This is a genomic window from Pseudoalteromonas sp. NJ631 (assembly GCF_000276645.1).
GTDB classification, from domain to species: Bacteria; Pseudomonadota; Gammaproteobacteria; order Enterobacterales; family Alteromonadaceae; genus Pseudoalteromonas; species Pseudoalteromonas piscicida.
The window spans coordinates 1-23,406 of the sequence record NZ_AKXJ01000003.1 but is presented as its reverse complement, the minus strand read 5'-3'; the positions used below and the strand labels follow the sequence as shown (position 1 = coordinate 23,406).

General features: G+C 44.0%; 23 protein-coding genes. 16 read left to right on the top strand and 7 right to left on the bottom strand.

Annotated features, from left to right (window positions below; all coding sequences use genetic code 11):
- Positions 1 to 166: 166 nt before the first annotated feature.
- Complete coding sequence (locus tag A587_RS0106945; RefSeq protein ID WP_010379202.1) at positions 167 to 385, top strand: YgjV family protein; 219 nt, start codon at positions 167 to 169, stop codon at positions 383 to 385.
- Here A587_RS0106945 and A587_RS0106940 read toward each other — a convergent pair.
- Complete coding sequence (locus tag A587_RS0106940) at positions 376 to 2,016, bottom strand: amidohydrolase (protein ID WP_017216989.1); 1,641 nt, start codon at positions 2,014 to 2,016, stop codon at positions 376 to 378. The genes A587_RS0106945 and A587_RS0106940 overlap by 10 nt on opposite strands.
- Positions 2,017 to 2,124: 108 nt before the next feature.
- Here A587_RS0106940 and A587_RS0106935 point away from each other — a divergent pair, with 108 nt between their 5' ends.
- Complete coding sequence (locus A587_RS0106935; protein ID WP_017216988.1) at positions 2,125 to 2,625, top strand: DUF1543 domain-containing protein; 501 nt, start codon at positions 2,125 to 2,127, stop codon at positions 2,623 to 2,625.
- Positions 2,626 to 2,642: 17 nt separating this feature from the next.
- Here the strand turns inward: A587_RS0106935 and A587_RS0106930 are convergent, their stop codons facing one another.
- Positions 2,643 to 2,870, bottom strand: coding sequence for a hypothetical protein (locus A587_RS0106930; RefSeq protein ID WP_010379194.1), 228 nt, complete (start codon positions 2,868 to 2,870; stop codon positions 2,643 to 2,645).
- Between the two features lie 362 nt (positions 2,871 to 3,232).
- Here A587_RS0106930 and proB point away from each other — a divergent pair, with 362 nt between their 5' ends.
- From proB to gltX, 4 genes are all read left to right on the top strand, one after another.
- Positions 3,233 to 4,372, top strand: coding sequence for a glutamate 5-kinase (gene proB / locus A587_RS0106925; RefSeq protein WP_026000902.1), 1,140 nt, complete (start codon positions 3,233 to 3,235; stop codon positions 4,370 to 4,372).
- A 71-nt stretch (positions 4,373 to 4,443) separates the two neighbouring features.
- Positions 4,444 to 5,412 carry a GGDEF domain-containing protein gene (locus A587_RS0106920; protein WP_017216986.1) on the top strand — a complete coding sequence of 323 codons (969 nt, stop codon included), beginning with the start codon at positions 4,444 to 4,446 and terminating at the stop codon, positions 5,410 to 5,412.
- An 86-nt stretch (positions 5,413 to 5,498) separates the two neighbouring features.
- Positions 5,499 to 5,864, top strand: a complete 366-nt coding sequence (locus A587_RS0106915) for a glutaredoxin family protein (RefSeq protein WP_026000901.1) — start codon at positions 5,499 to 5,501, stop codon at positions 5,862 to 5,864.
- Between the two features lie 83 nt (positions 5,865 to 5,947).
- Positions 5,948 to 7,435, top strand: a complete 1,488-nt coding sequence (gene gltX, locus A587_RS0106910) for a glutamate--tRNA ligase (RefSeq protein WP_017216985.1) — start codon at positions 5,948 to 5,950, stop codon at positions 7,433 to 7,435.
- Positions 7,436 to 7,512: 77 nt separating this feature from the next.
- Here gltX and A587_RS0106905 read toward each other — a convergent pair whose 3' ends face one another.
- The 3 genes from A587_RS0106905 to A587_RS0106895 all read right to left on the bottom strand — a co-directional run bounded on the left by A587_RS0106905 (position 7,513) and on the right by A587_RS0106895 (position 9,346).
- Entirely contained in the window at positions 7,513 to 7,938 is a 426-nt protein-coding gene (locus A587_RS0106905) for a MarR family winged helix-turn-helix transcriptional regulator (protein WP_017216984.1), read from the bottom strand.
- The gene (locus tag A587_RS0106900) at positions 7,925 to 8,413 is read right to left on the bottom strand and encodes a glutathione peroxidase (RefSeq protein WP_017216983.1); all 489 of its coding nucleotides are present in this window, start codon (positions 8,411 to 8,413) and stop codon (positions 7,925 to 7,927) included. The genes A587_RS0106905 and A587_RS0106900 overlap by 14 nt, the downstream gene beginning before the upstream one ends.
- A 75-nt stretch (positions 8,414 to 8,488) precedes the next feature.
- The gene (locus A587_RS0106895; protein ID WP_017216982.1) at positions 8,489 to 9,346 is read right to left on the bottom strand and encodes a transporter substrate-binding domain-containing protein; all 858 of its coding nucleotides are present in this window, start codon (positions 9,344 to 9,346) and stop codon (positions 8,489 to 8,491) included.
- A gap of 173 nt (positions 9,347 to 9,519) precedes the next feature.
- On the opposite strand from A587_RS0106895, the gene A587_RS0106890 reads away from it, so the two are divergent.
- From A587_RS0106890 to A587_RS0106855, 8 genes are all read left to right on the top strand, one after another.
- The gene (locus tag A587_RS0106890) at positions 9,520 to 10,158 is read left to right on the top strand and encodes a cytochrome b/b6 domain-containing protein (protein WP_017216981.1); all 639 of its coding nucleotides are present in this window, start codon (positions 9,520 to 9,522) and stop codon (positions 10,156 to 10,158) included.
- Positions 10,159 to 10,334: 176 nt separating this feature from the next.
- The gene (locus tag A587_RS0106885; protein ID WP_017216980.1) at positions 10,335 to 11,033 is read left to right on the top strand and encodes a DUF3581 family protein; all 699 of its coding nucleotides are present in this window, start codon (positions 10,335 to 10,337) and stop codon (positions 11,031 to 11,033) included.
- Between the two features lie 132 nt (positions 11,034 to 11,165).
- On the top strand, positions 11,166 to 12,116 hold the full coding sequence (locus tag A587_RS0106880; RefSeq protein ID WP_017216979.1) for a sensor domain-containing diguanylate cyclase: 951 nt from the start codon (positions 11,166 to 11,168) through the stop codon (positions 12,114 to 12,116).
- Positions 12,117 to 12,401: 285 nt separating this feature from the next.
- Positions 12,402 to 13,991 carry a peptide chain release factor 3 gene (prfC, locus tag A587_RS0106875; RefSeq protein ID WP_017216978.1) on the top strand — a complete coding sequence of 530 codons (1,590 nt, stop codon included), beginning with the start codon at positions 12,402 to 12,404 and terminating at the stop codon, positions 13,989 to 13,991.
- 24 nt (positions 13,992 to 14,015) lie between these two features.
- On the top strand, positions 14,016 to 15,758 hold the full coding sequence (gene argS, locus A587_RS0106870) for an arginine--tRNA ligase (RefSeq protein ID WP_017216977.1): 1,743 nt from the start codon (positions 14,016 to 14,018) through the stop codon (positions 15,756 to 15,758).
- Between the two features lie 68 nt (positions 15,759 to 15,826).
- A complete protein-coding gene (gene pdxH, locus A587_RS0106865; RefSeq protein ID WP_198285544.1) occupies positions 15,827 to 16,468 on the top strand; it encodes a pyridoxamine 5'-phosphate oxidase in 642 nt (213 codons plus the stop codon).
- Entirely contained in the window at positions 16,434 to 17,237 is an 804-nt protein-coding gene (locus tag A587_RS0106860; RefSeq protein ID WP_017216975.1) for a TatD family hydrolase, read from the top strand. The genes pdxH and A587_RS0106860 overlap by 35 nt, the downstream gene beginning before the upstream one ends.
- Before the next feature lie 589 nt (positions 17,238 to 17,826).
- Positions 17,827 to 18,381 (top strand): hypothetical protein, encoded by a 555-nt coding sequence (locus A587_RS0106855; protein WP_017216974.1) that lies wholly within the window; start codon positions 17,827 to 17,829, stop codon positions 18,379 to 18,381.
- A gap of 236 nt (positions 18,382 to 18,617) precedes the next feature.
- On the opposite strand, the gene A587_RS0106850 is transcribed toward A587_RS0106855, so the two are convergent.
- Together A587_RS0106850 and A587_RS0106845 are read right to left on the bottom strand one after the other, a co-directional pair.
- Complete coding sequence (locus A587_RS0106850) at positions 18,618 to 19,346, bottom strand: thioesterase II family protein (protein ID WP_026000899.1); 729 nt, start codon at positions 19,344 to 19,346, stop codon at positions 18,618 to 18,620.
- Between the two features lie 86 nt (positions 19,347 to 19,432).
- Positions 19,433 to 20,074 (bottom strand): AhpA/YtjB family protein, encoded by a 642-nt coding sequence (locus A587_RS0106845; RefSeq protein ID WP_017216972.1) that lies wholly within the window; start codon positions 20,072 to 20,074, stop codon positions 19,433 to 19,435.
- A gap of 95 nt (positions 20,075 to 20,169) precedes the next feature.
- Here A587_RS0106845 and serB point away from each other — a divergent pair, with 95 nt between their 5' ends.
- Together serB and A587_RS24970 are read left to right on the top strand one after the other, a co-directional pair.
- Positions 20,170 to 21,183: a phosphoserine phosphatase SerB gene (serB, locus tag A587_RS0106840; RefSeq protein WP_017216971.1), complete on the top strand. Its 1,014-nt coding sequence runs from the start codon at positions 20,170 to 20,172 to the stop codon at positions 21,181 to 21,183.
- A gap of 832 nt (positions 21,184 to 22,015) precedes the next feature.
- Positions 22,016 to 23,406: contractile injection system protein, VgrG/Pvc8 family (locus A587_RS24970; RefSeq protein WP_269744816.1), on the top strand; the 1,391-nt coding region annotated here is incomplete at its 3' end.

Here is a 23,406-nt window from a genome sequence, read left to right as displayed (position 1 = left end):
GGCGAAGAATTTAATAAACGATATTACCATTAAACCCCCACTTCCCGTGTTAGAGCTAATTTATTGGTGCTAATTTCTAGGGGCTTGTGGGTTAGCCTTTTTATTCTGCTCGATACGTAAATTCGAGCATAAACTATATGCTAACGCAACTTAGGGGAGAGGACAAATGAGTTGGGAATATTTAGGCTATTTAGCCTCTGCTTTTTTGGTCGTTTCTTTGATGATGAGCGATGTTGCTAAGTTGCGTTGGTTCAATTTAATGGGCTGTATTTGTTTTACCGCCTATGGCGCACTTATCCAGGCTTGGCCGGTGGCGTTAACTAATGGTCTACTGGCACTAGTTAACACCTACCACTTGGTTAAATTACAAAAAGATCAACGCTGATATTTAAGTTCACCTGCAATCCACGTCTGCTCGAATTTAATATCATCAATTTTATCTTCGCTTACGGTAAAGTAATCTTGGTCGATTAAGATAAAATCGGCCCACTTTCCTTGTTCTAAACTTCCCAGTTTATATTCTTGAAATGCAGCATAAGCAGCATCAACTGTGAATGCTTGTAGTGCTTGTTCTCTGGTTAGCTTTTCTGTTGGGCGCCAGCCATCTTTGGGTAAATCTTGATGGTCTTGTCTGGTGATAGCGGCATGCAGACCATGGAAAGGATTTGCAAGCTCCACTGGAAAGTCAGAACCCGCCGCCACTCTACTTCCTTGCTTTAAGAATGTTTGCCATGCGTAAGCGCCGCTAAGCTGTTTGTCGTCTAGGCGCTTTTCGGCCATATGCATATCAGATGTGGCATGAACAGGCTGCATTGATGGAATAATATCTAATGTCTTAAAGCGAGGGATATCATCCGGGTGGACAACTTGTGCGTGCTCAATGCGATTTCTGAGCAGTCTTCCACCTGCTTTTTTAAAAACGTGTTGATATGAGTCTAGCACGATGCGATTCGCTCTATCGCCAATGGCGTGCGTGTGCGCACTGTAGCCGCTGCGTATGGCTTGGGTGATCAATGCTTCAAGCGTCGCTTGGTTTTCGAGCATTAATCCTTTGTGATCTTTGCGGTCATGATAGTCGCGAATAAGTGCTGCCCCTCGGCTGCCAAGTGCACCATCAGCATAGATTTTTACACTACGAATAGAGAGTTGATCTCGTGTATCTTTGATCACTCCGGCGTCTAACATCTCTGCGAGTTTGGGCGAGCTTGCACTGAGCATAGCGTAGACGCGCAGAGGCATTGAGTGTTCCTTGGCGCGTGTTTGGTAGACCTGCCACGTAGTGTGGTCAATCCCAGCATCATGAGCTGAGGTAATGCCTAAACTCAGCAAGTGTTCTCCGGCTTTATTCAGCGCTTTGTTTACCTGTGCATCTGACTGAGCTGGGACATGAGTATGAATAAGGTCTTCTGCCTTGTCGATAAAAATCCCGCTCGGCATACCGCTATTCAGTGTAATGATTTCACCGCCTTCAGGCGTCTTTGTTGATTTGGAAATGTTGGCAAGCGCCATCGCTTTTGAGTTTACCCAAATAGCGTGACCATCTACTCGAGTGAGCATGACGGGCTTATCTTTTACGTATTTGTCGAGATCGGCAGCGGTTGGGAATTGTCCGCCAGGCCATAAGGTTTGATCCCAGCCTCGACCTATTATCCATTCACCTTCATGGGCTTTGGCGTAGTGGCTAAGCCGTTTTCCTACTTCTGCAATGGTTTTGCTACCGCGCACGTCGAGTGTGAGTAAATTATTGCCAAGGCCAATGATGTGACCGTGCGCATCAATTAAACCGGGCAATAGGGTTTTTCCCTCACCATCAAACTTGGTTGCACTCGGATATTGAGTACTAAGATCTTTTGAACTTGTTTTTACGACTTTACCGTCTTTAATTATCAAAGAAGAAAAGCGCTCAATTTGCTGCGATTTAGTAGGCGTATAACCATTTACATTGTGAATTAAGGTTACTTGAGCTGTTGATGACAGGCTAAAGCTAGCCAAAAGCGCGAGGAATGTTTTTTTCATTATATTGTCCTTCACTGAGAGTGTTTATTCAGAATAATCATCTAACTCAATAAAGCCAAGTCTTTGAGTTGAGAGTATACTTGGGTTTTAAATGAGTGGAGTGTCAAAGTGAAGTTGTTTGTTGTATACCTAGGCGGCCGTATTCAAGGTTGCCATATTGAAATGCATGATGTGCGCTTTGTCGCGGCGAATACAATTGAAGAGGCTTATCCCAAATTAAAGCAGCAATGGGTTGGAGATAAAAGTTCGGTGCATATGGATAGCTACACAATTATTGAACATGCCGATGGTTATGCTATTGAACTTACCGAAGAGCGTGTTGAGCAAGCTGAGCATTTATACTTTGTGAACCTGGGAGGATATAAGCCAGATAGGTTAGCTGAGGCGCATGACTTTGGGCTGTTCGTTGCAACGAATGTAGATGAAGCAAAAGAGAAAGCAAAAGCGTTTTTGCTTAACGGCTTTAGCCATATTCATAAAGACGATTTACATGATGTAGATGACTGTTTTGCCATTGATTTATTTGATCAAAACTTAAATATCAAGCTCACCCACAGTGGCCAATCAACACCGCTTACCCCTTTGTGGTTTGGTTATCATCCTCTATAACCAATGTGAGGGATATTCTAGCCCTCACCCTCATTGTTTTCATCGTTATCTGCTTTTATGGCTATTTTGATAGCGACAATCACGACGGCAAACATTAAAAACGGCAGTGCAGCTAGAGAATACTCAACAATGTGGCTGTCTTTGTAGCTAGGTTGCAAAATAAAATGGCCGCCTACACACATTAAGATCACTACAAACAGCAAAGGTAGCATCATAATTTCTTTGTTCTTTTTGTGTTTTTTCATTTTGAACTCAGCTAATTATTCTTTCATTGAATGATGAACACTCTCTCACACGCGGTGCAAAAAAGCCTTGATCGAAATCAGTGCGGCGGATTATACCAATTCACTCTGAGTTAGAAATAAAATTCATGAGTTTATACCAATTGTATTAATTAAATGAGCTATTTGAAGCGGAGGAATAGCTTTAGTAGCTAGGCAAAAATTTTGCTATTTAGTTGTTCTAAATGAGAAATTTTTAACGACGCTAATATGGTATTTCACCCTTCAAATTGGTTGGAGAGTTAATGCAATTGGTATTATTACTTGGGAGGGGGGAAGGTCCGTGGTATAACGAAGCTCTATCGCTGTATAAATCAACAAATACTATGACCAAAAACAATAAACAAACCATTGTTATCAAGCTCGGCACGAGTGTCTTAACTGCAGGCAGCCAGACCTTAAACAAGCCCAGACTTGTTGAGCTGGTAAGGCAGTGTGTAACGTTACGTCAGGCTGGTCATCAGGTCATTGTTGTCTCCAGCGGTGCTGTTGCTGCTGGGCGCGGTGTCTTACAGCAACAAATTGGTCATTCGCTAGCTGAAAAACAGATGTTAGCTGCGATTGGGCAAGGTCAATTAATCCATTTATGGCAGTCATTGTTTAGTATTTACGACGTCACTGTGGCGCAAATGCTACTGACACGAGCCGATCTTGAGCACCGCGAACGTTATCTAACTGCAAGGGATATGCTCACTAAGCTTCTAGAGCATCATGTCGTGCCTATCATCAACGAAAACGATGCAGTGGCAACGTCTGAAATCAAAGTTGGCGATAACGACAACCTCTCAGCCTACGTCGCAATTTTAGCAAATGCCGATAAATTGGTATTACTCACCGATCAGCATGGTCTTTTTACCGCAGATCCCAGAGCCAATCCAGATGCGCAGTTGATAGAGCAAGTAACACATATAAACGACGAACTTAGAGCACTAGCTGGTGGCAGTGGCACACAACTTGGAACGGGTGGTATGGCGACTAAGTTGCAAGCCGCTGACATCGCACAACGAGCAGGTGTTGATGTTGTGATAGCAAAAGGCAGTGAATACGACATTTTACCGCAAGTACTCACCCAAACCGCACCAAGCACGACGTTTTTGAAGTTTGACGCTCCGGTTGGAGGGCGCAAGCGCTGGTTGCTGTCTGGCCCTAAATCAACTGGTAAAATAATTTGTGATAATGGCGCAATCAATGCGGTATGTAATCAAGGAGCAAGTTTACTAGCAAAAGGGATCGTATCGATTGAAGGGCAATTTAAACGTGGCGAGCTGGTTCAAGTGTTTTGCCAACACGGCACGCTTCAGGCACAAGGTTTAACTAGCTTAAGTAATCAAGAACTTGGTTTGGTAATTGGTCGTCATAGTAGTGAATTTGCGCAGTGTCTTGGCTTTGAAAGTGCTGAGGAAATCATCCATCGTGATAATTTGGTACTCTTAAATCAACATAGCCAACAAGAAGTATTAAATTAGCCTATAAATTACTGTAAATTCAGAGAGCTGTTCTACACTTATCAAGAGTCAATTTTATTGAGAGGCCTTGAATGTCGATTAGCTATTCACCCTGTGGTCACGAACTTACTTTAGAGCTCTTGGCGCAAAAGAGTGAACTGGTGCTAATGCAGGCCCTTGAGCGGGTTATCTCTGATGTTTGTGGGGAAAGCTATGCATTTTATTTCAGTAAAAGCTTATCGGAAAAAGAAGTCCCAAAGTCCATATTTGTGAGCCATCGCGACTTTTGTGTTGTGGTGGGGTCGGTAGATGCCGTGGTAGATAAATTACGTCAGCGCCAAGATGGCAAACACCTCATTCAATACCACGGCGATAGTGTTATCCCGTTTTATCACCAAGCTCAGCTAGTTGGTTTTTTATATATAGAAGGCCAAGTAAATCTCACCACGGCGACTTTAATGAAGCACTTACTCACTGTTTTTGCGCATCAAATGGCAACATTGCACTTTGCCCGTATCGATCCGCTCTCCGAATTACTCAATCGCCAAACGTTTGATGAAAAAGTCATGGAAATAACCAATGGAGATGGGTTTACGGTATGCCGTGATGACAGTGAAGACCGCAAGTGGTACTTAGCGATGGCAGATATTGATCACTTTAAACAGGTAAACGACAATTTTGGTCATGTGATTGGCGATGAAGTGATCCTGCTGGTGGCGCAAAAGATTAAAGCCAACTTTAGAGCGGAGGACTATGTATTTCGCTACGGCGGAGAGGAGTTTGCGGTGCTATTTCAAAGTCGCAATGATGACTCTGCTGCAGTAGCACTTGAGCGCTTGAGAAGTACCATTGCTTCCAGCCGATTTCCGCAAGTAGAGCATGTTTCTGTGAGCCTTGGTTTTACCGAAGTGGTCGATACACTACAAGTTTCTGAGCAAGTTCACAAAGCCGATCTTGCGCTTTATCACTCAAAAGAAAATGGCAGAAACCAAGTCACAAACTACCTCGCTTTGGGGTTAGCCGAATCAAAATACGCATGTGCAGAAATAGAGTTGTTTTAAGCTCCGCTTATATATAGCGCTTAAAGATTATGCTAAACTCCCCAACCTATTTTTTAGCGAATGTAGCAAAAGGTTTGGGAAACGTTATGCAATTTGTAAGATGGTTTTTAGGACGTCTGATTTTACTTTTTGATTTTATTTTTACCCCACGCAGTAAAAAACGTGCCGCAGAACAACAGCAAAAGCTAGATGCTATGACGGCAAACTTAAAGTTATACCAATTTAAGGCTTGTCCATTTTGCGTTAAAGTGCGCCGCGCTGCCAAGCGTGAAGGGCTTAAGCTCGAAACCCGTGATGCCAAAAATGATGAGCAATATCGCCAAGAGTTGCTAGAGCAGGGTGGTAAAGTGAAGGTGCCATGCTTGCGAATCGAAGAGCAAGGCGAAGTCACTTGGTTGTACGAATCCAATGACATTGTTGCTTATCTAGAAAAGCTGGAAAAAGCAGCTTAATTCACGCGCCTTACTATGCGCTAATCAGGCGCTATGCTAGCATAGCGCCATTAATCGACTAATCCATTTTTAAGAGAATTTTGATGACTATCCGTACTCGTGTCGCACCCTCTCCAACAGGTGATCCGCATTTAGGAACGGCTTATATTGCCTTATTCAACTATTGTTTTGCTAAGCAGCAAGGTGGTGAGTTTGTATTACGAATTGAAGATACCGATCAGGTACGTAGTACTATTGAATCTGAGCAAGCTATCATGGACAGCCTACGTTGGTTAGGTCTTGACTGGGATCACGGTCCGGATGTGGGTGGCGAGTTTGGTCCATACCGTCAATCAGAGCGTTCTGACTTATATAAAAAGTTTGCACAGCAGCTTGTAGATGATGGTAAAGCGTTTTACTGCTTTGCAACGGCTGAAGAGCTAGACCAAATGCGTGAAGAGCAGATGGCAGAGGGCTTACGTCCTAAATACGACGGCCGTGGCTTACGTCTATCTGAAGAAGAAGTGAAGGCAAACCTTGAAGCAGGCAAGCCTTACGTTATTCGCATGAAAATCCCAGAAGAAGGCACGTTTAAGTTTAACGATTACCTACGTGGTGAAATTGAGATCCCATGGGAAAACGTAGACATGCAAGTTTTGTTGAAAGCCGACGGCTTCCCAACTTACTTCCTTGCAAACGTAGTAGATGATCATCACATGGAGATTAGCCATATCTTCCGTGGTGAAGAGTGGATCAACTCAGCGCCTAAACTACTAAAATTGTACGAAGACTTCGGCTGGGAAGCGCCCGTGCTTGGTCACTTACCGCTACTTCGTAACCCTGATAAATCTAAGCTGTCAAAGCGTAAAAACCCAACTTCAATTAACTACTACAAAGAAATGGGTTTCTTACCAGAAGCACTACTTAACTATTTAGGTCGTATGGGTTGGTCAATGCCGGATGAGCGTGAAAAGTTCACTTTGGCTGAGATGATTGAACACTTTGATATGAAGCGCGTATCACTTGGTGGACCTATCTTTGATATTGACAAGCTTAACTGGTTAAATGGTCTGTGGATCCGCGAAAACCTAACTGATGCAGAACTTATCCAGCGCTTTGTCGACTGGAAGTTTAACGGTGATATGTTGGCTCGCGTACTTCCTGAAGCCAAGGCGCGTATCAACACGCTATCTGATTTGGTGGGGCTAGCAGGCCACTTTGTGGCGGGCTTACCTGAATACGATCCAGCGTTATTAACGGCTGGTAAAGCGGACGAAGAAGTGGTTCGTCAGGCACTGCAATTCTTTATTTGGGAATTAGAAAAGCTGCGTACGTGGAACAAGTCTGAGATCTTCTCTATTGCAAAGGCTGTGGCGACACACCATGAGTTAAAGATCAAAGAGTTCTTAGAGCCTATCTTCGTTGCTATTACAGGCAAAACCTCATCGACTTCAGTAGTGGATGCGATGGAAGTGTTAGGTTCAGACCTTTCTCGTGCGCGTTTAAGAGTGGCACTAGAGCATATTGGTGTATCTAAAAAGCAAGCGAAAAAGCTTGAAAAAGCATACCGTGAGTACCCGTCTATTGCATAATTGCGAGACCGTATTGCAAAAGCCGCTGATGTAGCGGCTTTTTTATTGTCTGAAATGTATCGTGTTTACCGCTTTCCTTACGCCATCAATACATCAAGAGATTGCTTTAACAGTTGAATTTGCTCCATACTTAAGCCCGCTTTTGCCATCATTTGTGCTGGGATACAAGCGCATGATTGCTCAAGAGCTTTACCAGCTTCAGTTAAGTGAATGAAGGTTTGCCGTTCATCATCAGGGTTTTTGCTACGGGTAACGAGGCCACGCTCTGCTAAGCGCTTAAGGAGCGGTGTTAGGGTGTTGCTATTGAGTTCAGCTCGCTCGCCTATTTCTTTCACAAGCTGTCCGTCTTGCTCCCATAAAATCAATAACACTATGTATTGCGGATACGTGAGCCCAACCTCTTTGAGTAACGGCTGATAAAGTCGTGTAACCTGTCTTGATGCACTATATAGCCGAAAACAGATCTGGTTATCGAGATTGAGCTGCGGATTAGATTGACTCATTTAGTAACTTTTCAATATCTTTGGCGATTTGTTCAGGCTTGGTGATTGGGGCATAGCGCTTAACGGGTTCACCCTGCTGGTTAAACAAAAACTTAGTAAAGTTCCATTTGATTTTATTACCAAATAGCCCGGGAAGCGCGGACTTCAGGTATTGATACAGTGGGTGGGCTTTATCGCCATTAACCTCAATCTTTTCCATCATCTGAAAATCAACACCATAATTGATTAAGCAGCCTTCTTTAATTTGTTTTGCATCGCCAGGTTCTTGCTTGCCAAACTGGTTACAGGGAAAGCCGATGATCACAAGCCCCTGATCTGCGTATTTTTGGTGTAGCTCTTGGAGTCCTTCATATTGTGGTGTTAATCCACACTCACTGGCCGTGTTAACAATAAGCACAGTTTTGCCTTGTAAGTCGGTAAAGTGATATGCCTGACCTTGTAATGTGTTTGCTTCAAACTGATAGAGTGTCGTCATTTTTAGTCTTTTATGATTTAATCGTGTACGATTTAATTTAGACTAAGTATGGCCCTTGTGCAACAGCAGTGGAAATTATTTTGCAGGAGTACGTTGATATTTGGCGCTTAACATCGCAAGTCGTCTGGTGATCAATGCGTGATCTTGCTTGGGGAGATATTTTAAGTGTGTGGTTAAGTAGGTACTTGTGGAATACAGCGCACGGATCATCTGATTGGCCTTTTCGATAAATGCTTGTGTTTCTTGGGTATGGCTACAAGCAATGTGGCCTTCGAGATGCGGCAGGTTATTTGCTATTGGTAAGGAGCCCACTAGATGTGCCCTGTCCTTTGGAAAGCTCTGCTGAAAAATAGCGGGGTAGGCCAATATAAAGTCTACCTTACCTGCACTAAACTGCTCCATAATGGTTTGTGCTGAGGTTTTATACGGTCTAATAGCAACATTTTTGGGTTCAAGTAGCGCTAATGCGGAGTCAATGGTATTGCCATAAGATTTGCCGACCTCTTTGATGATGGTGGCCTGTGGATAATAAGCCATTAAACTTGCAAGCGACTTCAGTTTACCGGTGGCGTTCACAAGGCTGGCATCCATCGGAGTGTGTTGTTTGAAGTAATATAATCTATGGCTTGGATATAGGTGGATGGGGATGGTAAACAAAAAGGCTTGCTGGCGACTTGGGGTTTTTAGGCGAGACACCGCGCACACGGGCTCTTCACTTGCGAGCAATTGATTAAGTTTGGTTGGGGTGACAATGGTAAAGTCAAAGTAATCTCGGCCAAACTGGTTTAACAGCAAGTTGTTGGTATCTGACTCTAAACTATGGGCTTTTTTGGTAAAAAGTCTTTGCTCATCGGCTGGTTCATTCGAGATCAGCAATATTTTTGCGTTGCAGCACGCACCAAACAACAGCAGCATTAGCAGTAAATATTTCATTATCGCTCCAATCCAGCAAAGCAAACACCAGTTTACTATAGAACATTGTGCTTAATTAGCATTTAAAACTCGGTGCCAAATCAAGATAAGCGGTTATTTAACCTTAACTCTTTGTGCTGAGTTTCATAACCTGTCATCATTGCAATGATTTTTACCTATGGGGCAAATAAACGATGACCAAAGTGTGGGATGGATTTATCCGCGGGTTTCACTGGCTGCTCGTAGCAGGACTAGTAACCTTATATATTACCGGTGAAGAAGGCATGATGGATCTTCACTTTGTTACTGGCTATTTATTGTTGGCACTGATGGCTGCGCGATTAATTTGGGGTGTCATTGGTAGCCAAACCGCTAAATTAAGTGCGTTATTTCATTCACCTAAAGCGATTTTATCGGCCATTAAATCAAAACAAAGCCATGTAGGACATAACCCTGCGGGAAGTTTGATGGTGCTGCTATTTTTTGTACTGATCATTGTCCAGCTCGTTTCTGGCTTGATGACAACCGATGATATTTTGGTGGAAGGGCCGCTTGCACAATATGTATCTTACGACTTAGTTGAATTAGCTGGCGATATACATCACACCAATATTGAGCTGTTAATTGCGGCCATTGCACTACATATATTTGCGATTGTAGTGTATCGCTTAAAAGGTCAAAACCTAGTAAAGACGTTAGTAACTGGTAAGCAAGAAAATGCGGTGAGCACGCCTGTCATGAAATCGGGGGTTGTTGCATACCTTATCTTTATTGCGCTTTCTGCTTTGTTACTCTTTACGTGGGGCGCTGAGCCATTACAAGGGTTAATGTAACTTAACTCTAAACAGAGGTTAGCGAGGTATTGTTTTCAATAACCTCGCTAACCATCAGCATCAAATCCGGCCAATGTAATATTTGTTAACAGATTATCGTAACAGATATGACCTCTATTTCAGAAATTTCTGGTAACATGGCGCAGTTTTATCTTAGAGGTTAGAGAAAAGTAGCGATGTTAGAGCCGTATTATCAACAACAAGCAAATGAGATCACCATTACCAGAGAACAGGGGAGTTTATTTGCAAAAGGAGTCGCGGACGACTACAACCCATTGCACGACATCGATGCAAAGAAGTTTTGTGTACCGGGTGATCTACTTTTCTCCTTAGTGTTAAAGCACTACGGCTTAAGCGAGAATATGGAGTTTAGCTTTGTGGGCATGGTTGATGAAACAACAACGCTCACATTGCCAGAAGGTGCTGCACAATTTGATATTACCGCAAATGATAAAGTGATGTTGTCTGTATCGCGCACTGGCGAAACCAGCACTTGCCCGACGCTCATCAATAGTTTGACGAGAAATTACGTTGAATTTTCAGGCACCACCTTTCCTCATGTGATCATCCCATTGATGGGTGAGCAAGAGGTAATGATAAACCCAGCAAGGCCAATGGTGATATACGAATCTATGTCTATTCATATGGATGATATCTCGGTAACGGAAGTAACATTGGAAGCGGCTAAACCTGAGTTTAGCTATGAAGGCAAACGTGGCAAAATCAACCTGCGTTTTAACTTGCTGTCGAACGGCACTAAAGTCGGTTATGGTGAAAAGCACATGTTAGTTTCTGGGATCCGTGGGTATTGTCAGCAAACTGTTGATGATTTGATTGCCTATTACAACGATAGAAAAGTAGCATTAAAGCCGTAACCTCCCAATGCACGCTGACGCACCAGTCAGCGTGTTGCCCACACCGTTTTCCTTTGAAACAATAATTCATCCACTCTTCAGCTGTCCGCTATACTGTTTAGATAAAATGTAATTGAATTAAATGGTATTACCGTGCCGTATGCAGACTTGCTCAAACCAGAAGCCTCACAACAAACATTATTAAAGTGGCAAAAAACAGTTGATTTGATGGCGAAGATTTTTTCGGCGCCTGCTGCGTTTGTGGTGCAAAAGAAAGAAGATGGCTTTGCAGTGATGATTGCAAGTGACCAAGAAGAAAACCCGTATCCTGCTGGTGGTTTTATACCGCAAGAAACCAATATTTTTTGTAAGCATGTTCTCGCTAATAACCGTAACCTATATGAGCAGCACGCCAGTGTAAATTATCAATGGGACGATAACCCTGAGGTTGCCAATGACGGCTTTGAGTCTTATTTGGGTGTACCTATCCATTGGCCCAATGGAAAGTCGTTTGGTACTTTGTGTGTGATGGACTTTAAACCCACGAATTACGGCGCTCCGTTGGTCGAATTTATAGAGCATTTACGCGATATGCTAGAAGACGATTTGGTGATGATTGAGCGCTATAGCAAAATCAAAGCGATTGCGATGCAAGACCCATTGACTGAAGTATTAAATCGTCGCGCAACTGAAATACTCGGTGAACATAAGCGCGATATTGCCTTAAAGCTGGGTGGTGCGCTTTACTGTATTTTTCTTGATCTAGATGGTTTTAAACCAATAAATGACAGCTATGGTCATGAAGTTGGTGATCAGGTGTTACAAAGTTTGGCTGAAGCCTTGAAGGCTGCAAGCGGCGAAGATGATATTATTGGGCGCTATGGTGGCGATGAGTTTCTGGCTATTGTACAGCGACATGATGAGAAAGCCGTCAACGACTTTATTTTTCAAAGTGAGGCTAATTTCTATCAAGCGTTAAAACAGAAAAAGCTCCCCAAGTGTGGTTTTTCAGCGGGATTTGCCAAGTGTGAAAATAAGTTTGAAAGCATGGCTAGTTTATTTTCTCGGGCAGATAAACACATGTATCAGCAAAAACTGAGCTGAATGCTCGATGTGACCTAAAGCATATAGGCGACACAGTTCCTGACAAGGCATGCTCTTTGGTGAACAATGGCGATTTTACGTAAAAAGCTGGACTAATAAACTAGCCATCACAGCCCACCTTTCATCAACTACCGCAATGGCTAAATAACATCTGCTATTTAGCTGCGAAAATTACCGTCATCAAGTTGTTAAAATGGCCAAGATCGGAGAGAATATAGCAATCTTTGTTCGAATTTAGCGTGGCCGAGTTTTGGTTCGGTTGCCAATGCCATAAGTAGAATTTCAATGTCAAATATGAGTATTCCGCAGGAAGTGTCGCGCAGACGTACTTTCGCGATCATTTCACACCCGGATGCGGGTAAAACCACCATCACCGAAAAAGTACTTTTATTCGGAAAGGCGTTACAAAAAGCCGGTACGGTTAAAGGCCGTGGCTCAAACCAACACGCCAAATCTGACTGGATGGAAATGGAAAAAGAACGTGGTATCTCGGTAACCACTTCTGTGATGCAGTTTCCATACAATGATGCCTTGGTAAACCTACTAGATACTCCGGGACACGAAGACTTCTCTGAAGATACTTATCGAACGCTTACCGCTGTTGACTCGTGCTTGATGGTAATCGATGCGGCAAAAGGTGTAGAAGACCGTACCCGCAAACTGATGGAAGTAACGCGTTTACGCGACACGCCAATCGTTACCTTTATGAACAAATTGGACCGTGATATTCGTGACCCAATGGAGCTACTTGATGAAGTAGAAACCGAACTGAATATCATGTGTGCGCCGGTTACTTGGCCAATTGGCTGTGGTAAAGAATTTAAAGGTGTTTATCACATTCACCGTGATGAAACGATTTTGTACCAAACAGGTCAAGGTCATACGATCCAAGACAAACGCGTGATCAAAGGGCTAGATAACAGCGAGCTTGACGCCGCTGTGGGCGAAAGTCTTGCGGAACAACTTCGTGAAGAGCTTGAGTTAGTAATGGGTGCCTCTCACGAGTTTGACCGTGAATTATTTTTAACTGGCGAATTAACGCCTGTGTTTTTTGGTACGGCACTTGGTAACTTCGGTGTTGACCACATGCTTGACGGGTTAACCGAGTGGGCACCAACGCCACTGCCGCGTCAAACTGATGAGCGCGAAGTAAAAGCCGACGAAGAAAAGTTCTCAGGTTTCGTGTTTAAAATCCAAGCAAACATGGATCCAAAACACCGCGACCGTATCGCCTTTATGCGTATTGTATCTGGTAAATATAGCCAAGGCATGAAGATGAACCACGTGCGTCTTGGTAAACAAGTCAGCATTGCGGATGCGGTAACCTTTATGGCGGGTGACCGTGAGCGTGCTCAAGAGGCCTTCGCGGGTGATATTATCGGTCTACATAACCACGGTACGATTCAAATAGGTGATACCTTCACACAAGGAGAAACGCTTAAATTTAGCGGTATTCCAAACTTTGCACCTGAGCTATTCCGTCGCATTCGTCTAAGAGATCCACTTAAGCAAAAGCAGCTCCTAAAAGGTTTGGTACAGCTTTCTGAAGAAGGTGCGGTACAGGTATTTAGACCACTTATCAATAACGACCTGATTGTAGGTGCGGTTGGGGTGCTGCAGTTTGATGTGGTTGTGGCACGTTTAAAGTCTGAATACAACGTAGATGCGATTTACGAGAGCGTAACGGTTCAAACTGCGCGCTGGGTAAGCTGTGATGACGATAAGAAAATGGCAGAGTTCCGCCGCAAGTGTGAGCAAAACTTGGCGTTGGATGGTGGTGATAACCTAACTTACATCGCACCAAGCCGCGTAAACCTAAATCTATCAATGGAGCGTTACCCTGACGTGAAGTTCCATGAAACTCGTGAACACTAATCGCTGCGCATTAAAGGAAAACAGATGAACATCAAAAGTATTTTAATTGAAAAAGCCAATGCAGCGATGCAAGCGGCTGGTATCCCTGAAGGTACAAACCCAGCGGTAACACAAAGCACGCGTCCTCAGTTTGGTGATTACCAAATTAACGGTGCGATGGGGGCTGCCAAAGCACTAAAAACCAATCCAAGAGAGCTGGCGCAGAAGATCATCGACAACCTAGACGTTGCTGATCTTGCAGAAAAAACAGAAATCGCAGGCCCAGGTTTTATTAATATTCACCTCAAGCCTGAGTTTTTAGCCACAAGCCTAGAAGCGGCAAATACGGATGCCAAGCTAGGTGTTGCTGAACATGCTACGCCTCACAAAGTTGTGGTCGACTTTTCTTCGCCAAACCTTGCTAAAGAGATGCACGTAGGTCACCTGCGCTCAACTATCATTGGTGATGCCGTTGTGCGTGCCCTTGAGTTCCGTGGTGACACTGTTATTCGCCAAAACCACATGGGCGACTGGGGTACCCAGTTTGGTATGTTGATAGCACACCTAGAAGATTTGCTGAACCAAGGTGTTGACCTTGAAAACGTCGCACTTGCGGATCTGGAAAGCTTTTATCGCGATGCCAAAAAGCGCTTTGATGACGAAGCCGGTTTTGCCGATAAAGCCCGTGATTACGTCGTAAAACTACAAGGTGGTGATGCGCATTGTCAGAAGCTATGGCAAATGTTTATCGATACCTCAGTTAAACACTCTGAAGAAGTATACGGCAAGCTAAACGTGACGCTTACGCGTGACGATATCATGGCAGAAAGTGCTTACAACGACCGTCTTGCCGGTGTAATTGAGCTGCTAAAAGAGCAAGGCATTGCGGTTGAAGATCAGGGCGCTCAAGTTGTATTCCTTGACGAATTGGCAAACAAAGACGGTGAACCTTCCGTATTTATCGTGCAAAAATCAGGTGGTGGTTTCTTATATTCGACGACTGATTTAGCAGCCTGTGATTACCGCTCAAATGAGCTAGATGTTGACCGTATCCTAATTTTTGTTGATGCGCGTCAGGGCTTACACTTCAACCAAGTTGAGATCACAGCACGTAAAGCGGGTCTTTTAAAAGACAAAACCAGCTACGAGCCGAGCCTGTTTGGTACTATGATGGGTAACGACGGCAAACCGTTTAAAACTCGTACTGGCGGCACGGTGAAGCTATCAGACTTACTTGACGAAGCAGTGAGCCGTGCGACAGAAAAGCTCGCTGACAGAGCCTCTGATCTATCTGATGAAGCTCGCCAAGAAATCGCGCGTAAAGTGGGTATTGGTGCGGTGAAGTACGCCGATCTGTCAAAGCACAGAACCAGCGATTATATCTTTAACTGGGATACGATGCTGAGCTTTGAAGGAGCGACAGCGCCATATTTGCAGTACGCCTATACCCGTGTTCGTAGTATTTTCCGCAAGGCAAACATGGATAGCGCTAGCCTAACTGGTCGCATTCAAATTCAAGCACCACAGGAAAAGGCACTTGCGCTTAAACTGCTGCAACTGGAAGAAGTGCTTGATCTGATGATCAGCGAAGCAACGCCACACGTATTATGTAGTTATTTATATGAGCTTGCGAGCTTGTATATGACATTCTATGAAGCGTGCCCAATTTTGAAAGATGATGTAGCTGCAGACGTCCGTGAAAGTCGTCTAGTGCTATGTAATCTAGTTGCTAACTCACTGAAAACCGGCCTAGATTTGCTTGGTATCGAAGTGATGGAGCAAATGTGAGTTAGTTTTAACTTGCATTAAGGTATACTAGAAGCCGCTTTATAGCGGCTTTTTTTGTTAAGGATATTGTGATGAAACTTGAAGACATTCGCAGAGAATATACCAAAGACGGTTTACGTCGTGAAATGCTAAAAGACACACCCGTTGAGCAGTTTGAAACCTGGCTCCAGCAGGCGATTGATGCCAAGTTTACCGACCCAACAGCGATGGTCGTCGCTACGGTTGACGAGCACGGTCAGCCGTCTCAACGCATTGTTTTACTCAAGCATGTAGACGAGCACGGTTTTGTCTTCTTTACCAATACCGGTTCACGCAAAGCGCAAGAATTAAAGCAAAACAACAAGATATGCTTACACTTCCCGTGGCATGAAATTGAGCGTCAGGTTATCGTGTACGGTGAAGCTGTTCCATTACCAACTAGTCGCGTTGCCAAGTACTTCTTATCAAGACCAAAAGAAAGTCAGCTTGCAGCGTGGGCATCTCAGCAATCGCGCCCAGTGTCATCTCGTCAAGCCTTGATGCAAACCTTTAGTAGCATGAAAGACAAGTTCGCTAAAGGCGAAATCCCACTACCTGATTTTTGGGGCGGTTATTGTGTTGAGCCCACTAAAGTTGAGTTTTGGCAAGGTGGAGAGCACCGCCTTCATGATCGCTTTATGTATGTGAAGCAAGCCGATGGCAGTTGGGAAATTGAGCGGCTCAACCCATAAATTCGCCTTTATAGATAGTCACTGTCATCTCGATTTTGACGAGTTGGCAGATGACTTAGCTATGCATATCAAAGCTGCTCATTGCGCTGGTGTTGAGCGTTTTGTGGTGCCTGGCGTAACCCTTAAGCAGTCTCAACAGCTTGTTGAGTTTCAAGCACATCATCCACAATGTGAAATCGCCGCGGGGTTACACCCTTATTTTATTGGCGAACACCGCGGTGACGATATGACCGTGTTGGTCGAGCATGTAATACACAATCGTACCCAACTGTGTGCGATAGGAGAGTGCGGCATCGATACAACCTGCGATGCGCTGGAGCGACAAATTGCACTGTTTGAAGCGCATATCGCACTGAGTAATCAGGTAAAGCTCCCGCTAATCGTCCATCACCGTAAAAGTCATCACCTAATTGCCGCCGCGTTTAAACGTGTTAAGCCACAGTATGGCGGGGTGATCCACGCCTTTTCAGGTTCAAAACAGCAGGCTGAATATTATATTGCTCAGGGTTTTACACTCGGAGTAGGTGGCACAATCACCTATCCAAGAGGCGAAAAAACAGCGCAGGTAATATCACAGCTGCCGCTTGAAAGCCTAGTGTTGGAAACTGATGCGCCGTCGATGCCGTTACATGGTTATCAGGGGAAGCCGAATTCCCCTAAGCGAGTCGTCCAAGTATTTGACAGACTTTGTGAATATCGAAGCGAAACACCGAGCGAGCTTGCCGCAGCGCTTTATCGAAATACCACGCAGTTGTTTGGCTTAGGTTAAATTGATGATGTCGAGATAAATCTCGACCTACGCGTCAATATTACAAATGGGATATAAAACCATACTTACCAGAAATAAATAACCCGTGTAGGAGTCGGTTCACCCGGCGATCTTTATGCTTTTACCGCGATATAAAACCATACCTACCAGCAATAGAAAAGTAGGTGTAGGAGCCAGTTCACCCAGCTATCTTGATGCTTTTACCACGATATAAAACCATACCTACCAGCAATAGAAAAGCAGGTGTAGGAGCCGGTTCACCCGGCGATCTTTATGCTTTTACCGCGATATAAAACCATACCTACCAGCAATAGAAAAGCAGGTGTAGGAGCCGGTTCACCCGGCGATCTTTAAGCATTAAACGCGATATAGACCAGTAATCTCATTCCTCGCTCTAGGGCATTGTTCACTTCTGGTTAATGCTTGTACACTTCATTTCACACCTCAAATGTTTAGGACAAAAAAGCTCAATCATACTATTAAGAGGTTTTCATTTGTACGGGGTTAATTTCGGACTGAACTAAAGAAATCACTAACAGTTACAGAGCAAAACAAAACTAGAATTAATCACAACAGGGATTGAGTTGTTATGTTTAAAATAATTTTACTTGCCGCGTTAGTATTCACATCGAACTTGGTAATTGCGTCACAAAAAGTGAACCCTTTTCCAAGCTTATCTTGTAGTAATAAGATTCATATCAGAGTTGTTGATCTTGTTTATTGTGTAGATAGCACGACACTATCAAAAATTAACTTTTTAGGGCTAAGTAACCAAACTGCGGTTGTAACTAGCCAAGATCAAAATGAGTTGGCAATTGCGTTAAATCCACCGGAAATCTCACTTGGTGATATGCATAAAAAGTTGAATATGAGCGTAAACGAATTTTTTCATGCCCTGTATCATTCAGATCCTAAAGTAAAAAACATAGCAAAGCTTCGCTCGGCTTTTGACATAGACGAAAACAATCCGATGAGTGTGTACCAAAACGGCGATATTTTTGCTTTTGTCGTTATGGGAGAAAATCAAGACTACGATAGGGTTTACATTAATAGAAAGGGAAGCGATGTTATCTATCAGATAAGTGGTGAGTTTAACCAACCTCAGTTAAATCGTATTCTCTCCTCGCTTATTTTGGATGTGTAGCATTGCTGTTCACCTTATAAAGTAGATGCCGGCTTACCCAGCGATCTTGATGCTTTTTGCCGCGATATAAAATATACCTACCAGCAATAGAAAAGCAGGTGTAGGAGCCGGTTCACCCGGCGATCTTTACGCTTTTACCACGATATAAAACCATACTTACCAACAATAGAAAAGCAGGTGTAGGAGCCGGTTCACCCGGTGAGCTTTACACTTTCCCGGCATAGCTCCAAAGCTACTTAAGCCAATTGCTGATTAATAATGGAGATCATCTCATCAGCGTATTGGTGAATAAAAAAGTGCCCACCAGCAAATTCGGTAAGCTGATATGGCTGTGCCGTTAGCTCTTGCCACGCAATAACATGTTCATTCAAGATCTCATCATCAACGCCATGGAAAACATGGATGGGGATGGGTAATGCACACTGTTCTGCTACATAGGTATCAGCTATTTTAAAATCAGCTCGGAGCAACGGGAGTAATAGCTCCATAAGCTCTTTATTTTCGAGGATTTCTTTTGGCGTACCATTTAAGTCACGAAGCTCAGCAATAAATTCATCGTGCGGTAAGCCATGTAAATGAGACTTAGTTGATATGCAGTGTGGCGCTCGACTTGCTGAAGCAAATATTTTTTGCGGTGTTGGTAAGCCTGCGTCCAGTAATTGAAAAGCAAGCTCATATGAAATGCGGCTACCTAAACTGTGCCCAAAAAAAGCAAAAGGTTTACTCGTAATGTAGTCACTATGGCACATAAGCTCTGCAATAACATCTGGCATATTATCAATTGCAGGCTCAATAAGTCTTGCACCTCTTCCAGGTAGCTGAACAAAAACAAGTTCAACATATTCACTTGCTTTATCGCTCCACGGTGTAAATATAGCTGGTGAGCCGCCAGCATAAGGGAAGCAAAATAGCCGCACCTTAGCGTTTGGGTTCGGTTTTGGGATTATAAAAAGTTTACTAGTCATGTCCTTTATCATTTATCGTTCTTATATAAACTAATAATTATATTATCAAAATATTTACAATAGAGACAGTGGGAACTTGGTTTCATCTAATGAGTAACATTTTCAGGCGCTGGTAGCATTTTTACTTTCTTGCGAATTTTACGTTTTACTTCCCAGCGTTTTAATGCCCGTCCTATTTGCCATGTGAATACCATAGTGATCACCAGCATCAGCAAAACGACTCGCCCAAGTTCATGGAAATGAGAGTGGCTTTGCGACATGGCAGCTTCTGTCAAATAGACCATATTGACGAACCCAAGAGGCTGTCCCATCGGCGTATAAACGGGTTCAGAAATAATGCTCTTGGTCTTACTAAGTCCTGGTAAGGTTTGAGGTAGCTGCTGGTAATCCGTGGGTGAGGAATTTCCGTCGTTACCAACAACAAATCGCCCTTGATAATCATAAATCGCAACTTGAAGTACAAAGTCATCGCTAGCGAGGTGATTTGCCAGAGCGCTGAGCCTTGGCGTATCAGTACGAGAAAGGGGCAATGCCACATTTTTTGCGAGCTGCTTGGTGAGGCTCCTTGCGGTAAGGTCTGCGCCATTATGGAGCAAGCGATGAGATTCAAAACTGGTATTAAACGCAAGCCAAGTCACCATGATCAGGCAAGCTGCAGCAATACATAAGCGAAATAATCTACGCCCTCTGGTCGAGTTTAACACTTCTAATACATGTAAATTTTTCATATTTATCGCATATTGCCCGCTTTTGCTAAGGTCCAGTGCTGACAGCTTAGCGCAATCATGTTAAAAATCGGCTTAACGCTATCAAGGAGCAACTTATGTCGTCAATCATTCAATTCGCTAATCGTGAACTAAACACACCAATTCAGGAACATATGGCGCTGGATCATTGGTATAGTTGCCAAGGTAACACAAGCCTCACACAAGTAAATCAATTACCTGAGCTGACGACCCAATCAATATGCTTTTTTGGCCCAAATATACAATTGCAACACCTTCTGGAAGTTGAGAAATTTCTTCGAACATTTGCTATCGAGCAAACTTATTTTACGGCATATCAACCTCATGAACAGCTCCCAGTTGCATTGGGTATGCGTTTTAACGCATCGCAACTGCCGAGCAAGGCTGAAGTAAGAGATTTTGCAAAAAGCATTAATGCGCAAGGTGCGATGATAACGCAAGCACCTACTTTAGAAGAACCGGGGCTACTTGTGATGGATATGGACTCCACCGCAATTCAAATTGAATGTATTGACGAAATTGCTCGATTGGCCGACCGGTATGATGAAGTGGCTTCTGTCACCGCACAGGCGATGGCGGGGGCACTTTCTTTTTCTGAAAGCCTACATCGCCGCGTTGCGTCACTGACTGGCGTACCATTATCACAAATTCAATCATTAAAAGACAACTTACCGCTAATGCCCGGCATAGAACTGTTGTGTCAGGCGCTCAAGCAGCATCACTGGCACCTTGCCATCGCCTCGGGTGGCTTTACATGGTTTGCAGAATCATTGATAGAGCCACTCCAACTAGACGCTGTATTTGCCAACACCCTTGAGGTCGAAAACGCGCAGCTCACAGGCAAAGTGCTAGGAGATATCGTAGATGCTGACAAAAAGGCAGAAGTGCTAGGTCAACTCGCAAACCAGTATGCTATCCCAATGACTCAAACCGTTGCCATTGGTGATGGCGCAAATGATTTAGTGATGATGGCAAAAGCCCAGCTAGGTGTGGCAATCCATGGTAAGCCAAAAGTGGTAGAAAATGCCGACGCTGCTATTTGTGAAGGATCTTTGTTACAACTGTTATATTTGCTAGGTGTGCCGAAATAATATGTGCTATGAGACGTACCATGGAGGGTGATTTCTCCAATCACTCGAGACTATGAGTTAAGTCAGTCCGTCGTCCTGACAGTTTTCGACGCCCATCCGTGGGCTACGACTTACTTTTCTTTGATGCCCAAAGAACCGCTGCGCAAAAGAAAGTGCACTCCCAACATCACACTGACTCCTCAAGTAAACTGCCAATATGAACGTCGCCGCGGTGTAAGGGCTATCCTTTGCCCTGTCACCGTTTTTCACGCATCCATGCGTTGAAATGACTCATTAGCAATTTACTTTCGGGTGTGATGAGGGAGACACAAGGCGCTGATAAATTCTTGTGGTGCTTGCAAGCAACTATGTTTCTGATGGCTTTGTGGACAGCTAACAGACAACTTATTTCCCCCTCCATCACACCCGAAAAGCATAAGTCGATATGCAATGTGCCGACAGGATGTCGGCCAAGTCTTGTCTGGCATCATGGACGTGCCTTACAAGACGGTTGCACTATGTCGGCTTAGGGTTTGAGGATTAAGTGTGATGCTGGGGCGACGTTTTCTTGGTTCGCTCGATTGCGTCGCTTCAAAAGAATGAACGAGAAGCGCATGGATGCGCTTTGATATCTGCCGAGGAGGGCAAGCTGACACCGTTTCATTTGGCTTGAGATTTAAAAGCAGTCTGGCATGCCAAAAGATAAACATTCGAATGCTGAATAAAAAAATGGGTTAAAAATGCTTGTCTTTTATGTAACAATAGCGCGCAAATAAAAACCAATCGCAGCACACTAGGAAGTAGTACCGCGTATTGGTGGAACAGCTTTAACCAACAACAGTGGACATAAAAAATGCAAACAAGGATTGTGGTGTATGGTACTAACCATCCTGTACATGTCGTCGATTTTGAACTCACGACCTGTATCAATAGCGGCTTTTTACTCAAAGCGAACCTAGAATCCCAATTTGACCTTGCTGATGAATTACTTGTTGGCAATATGCTCACGTTTGAAATTGAGTCACCAGATGCAATATCGACGTATTTCACTGGGACTTTGTTTGATATCCAATCTGGTTTTGTGTCTGAGCACACCTGTGGTGCAGAGGTGGTCTTAAAGCCTCGCTTTGAGTTACTTAAGCAAACAGAAAAAAGCCAAATCTTTGTACAAGCCAATGTCCAGTCTGTCCTTAATAAGTTGATACAAAAAGCCGGCTATTCACAAGACCGGATAAAATGGCGAGTCACTAAAGATTTACCCACGCTACCGCAGTGCGTACAAGCGCTAGAAAACGACTACACCTTTTTCACGCGACTCTTAGCAAAGTACGGCTTAATTTATTGGTTTGAATGCCATGATTTTATTGAGTCGATAGTGATTGCCGAGGGGAATCTTGCAAGCCCCTATATTGAACGAGGCTTGCTGTCGGTAACGGATAAAGATGGCCTAGTTCACGAACATGAAACCGGCTTTGTTGGGTTTACGCAGTGCCAAAGCCGCCATCGTTTTAAAATGGGTGGCTCACAAGTGCATATGAATGCCCATCCACCAACCTCAGTCAGCTCGGCGCAGCGCAGCTATTTTGAGCCTGCCGCACAAAATCCTGCTGAGCAATTTGAGCGCACCGGCAATCTTGAGCTTGCCTATCAACAAGGTAAAAATGAAGTCACGCTGGTAGGAAACGTAGCCGAAGCCAATGCCGGTTATTCGTTTTCGTTAAATGGTAAATTGGGCACAGCGAAAGGTGGCGATTATACTTGTATCCGCAGTAAACAGGTGTATAAGCAAGGCAGCGCCAATGACCCTAAGCAAGTTGCATATCATAGCGAGTCGGTGTGTGTGCCACGGGGTGAGCCAATACGTATCGCGCCCCCAGAGCATAGCCCTAAACCGATGGTGTTTACCGCTACAGTGCGCTCGCTGTCGGGGTCAAAGGCCAATCCTCATCTAGATACCCAAGGGCAATATGCCACGCAAGTACATTTTGATAGTCAGGTGACTGAATCAGTAAAGCGCCTCACACAATATGCCTGTCGCGGTCAAAAGCAACCGACAGGGTTACACTTTCCACTGCTGCCAGACAGTAATGTGCTCATCGGTTGCATGAACAACGACCCTGACCAAAGTTACCTGCTAGGGTTTGCCCTTAACGACACGCAACCATCGGTTGTTACTAGCGCCAATAACGCCCAAAACGTGCTCTGCTCTCGCGGCCAAAACCTATTGATGTTTGATGACACCCC

Coding starts and splice junctions, on each gene's coding strand:
- A587_RS0106885 (WP_017216980.1), top strand. CDS start 10,335: ATGTTAGAGCCGTATTATCAACAACAAGCAAATGAGATCACCATTACC.
- serB (WP_017216971.1), top strand. CDS start 20,170: ATGTCGTCAATCATTCAATTCGCTAATCGTGAACTAAACACACCAATT.
- A587_RS0106930 (WP_010379194.1), bottom strand. CDS start 2,870: ATGAAAAAACACAAAAAGAACAAAGAAATTATGATGCTACCTTTGCTG.
- A587_RS0106915 (WP_026000901.1), top strand. CDS start 5,499: ATGCAATTTGTAAGATGGTTTTTAGGACGTCTGATTTTACTTTTTGAT.
- argS (WP_017216977.1), top strand. CDS start 14,016: ATGAACATCAAAAGTATTTTAATTGAAAAAGCCAATGCAGCGATGCAA.
- A587_RS0106855 (WP_017216974.1), top strand. CDS start 17,827: ATGTTTAAAATAATTTTACTTGCCGCGTTAGTATTCACATCGAACTTG.
- A587_RS0106845 (WP_017216972.1), bottom strand. CDS start 20,074: ATGAAAAATTTACATGTATTAGAAGTGTTAAACTCGACCAGAGGGCGT.
- A587_RS0106890 (WP_017216981.1), top strand. CDS start 9,520: ATGACCAAAGTGTGGGATGGATTTATCCGCGGGTTTCACTGGCTGCTC.
- A587_RS0106900 (WP_017216983.1), bottom strand. CDS start 8,413: ATGACGACACTCTATCAGTTTGAAGCAAACACATTACAAGGTCAGGCA.
- A587_RS0106945 (WP_010379202.1), top strand. CDS start 167: ATGAGTTGGGAATATTTAGGCTATTTAGCCTCTGCTTTTTTGGTCGTT.
- A587_RS0106895 (WP_017216982.1), bottom strand. CDS start 9,346: ATGAAATATTTACTGCTAATGCTGCTGTTGTTTGGTGCGTGCTGCAAC.
- A587_RS0106850 (WP_026000899.1), bottom strand. CDS start 19,346: ATGACTAGTAAACTTTTTATAATCCCAAAACCGAACCCAAACGCTAAG.
- proB (WP_026000902.1), top strand. CDS start 3,233: ATGACCAAAAACAATAAACAAACCATTGTTATCAAGCTCGGCACGAGT.
- A587_RS0106860 (WP_017216975.1), top strand. CDS start 16,434: ATGGCAGTTGGGAAATTGAGCGGCTCAACCCATAAATTCGCCTTTATA.
- A587_RS0106920 (WP_017216986.1), top strand. CDS start 4,444: ATGTCGATTAGCTATTCACCCTGTGGTCACGAACTTACTTTAGAGCTC.
- prfC (WP_017216978.1), top strand. CDS start 12,402: ATGTCAAATATGAGTATTCCGCAGGAAGTGTCGCGCAGACGTACTTTC.
- A587_RS0106905 (WP_017216984.1), bottom strand. CDS start 7,938: ATGAGTCAATCTAATCCGCAGCTCAATCTCGATAACCAGATCTGTTTT.
- A587_RS0106940 (WP_017216989.1), bottom strand. CDS start 2,016: ATGAAAAAAACATTCCTCGCGCTTTTGGCTAGCTTTAGCCTGTCATCA.
- gltX (WP_017216985.1), top strand. CDS start 5,948: ATGACTATCCGTACTCGTGTCGCACCCTCTCCAACAGGTGATCCGCAT.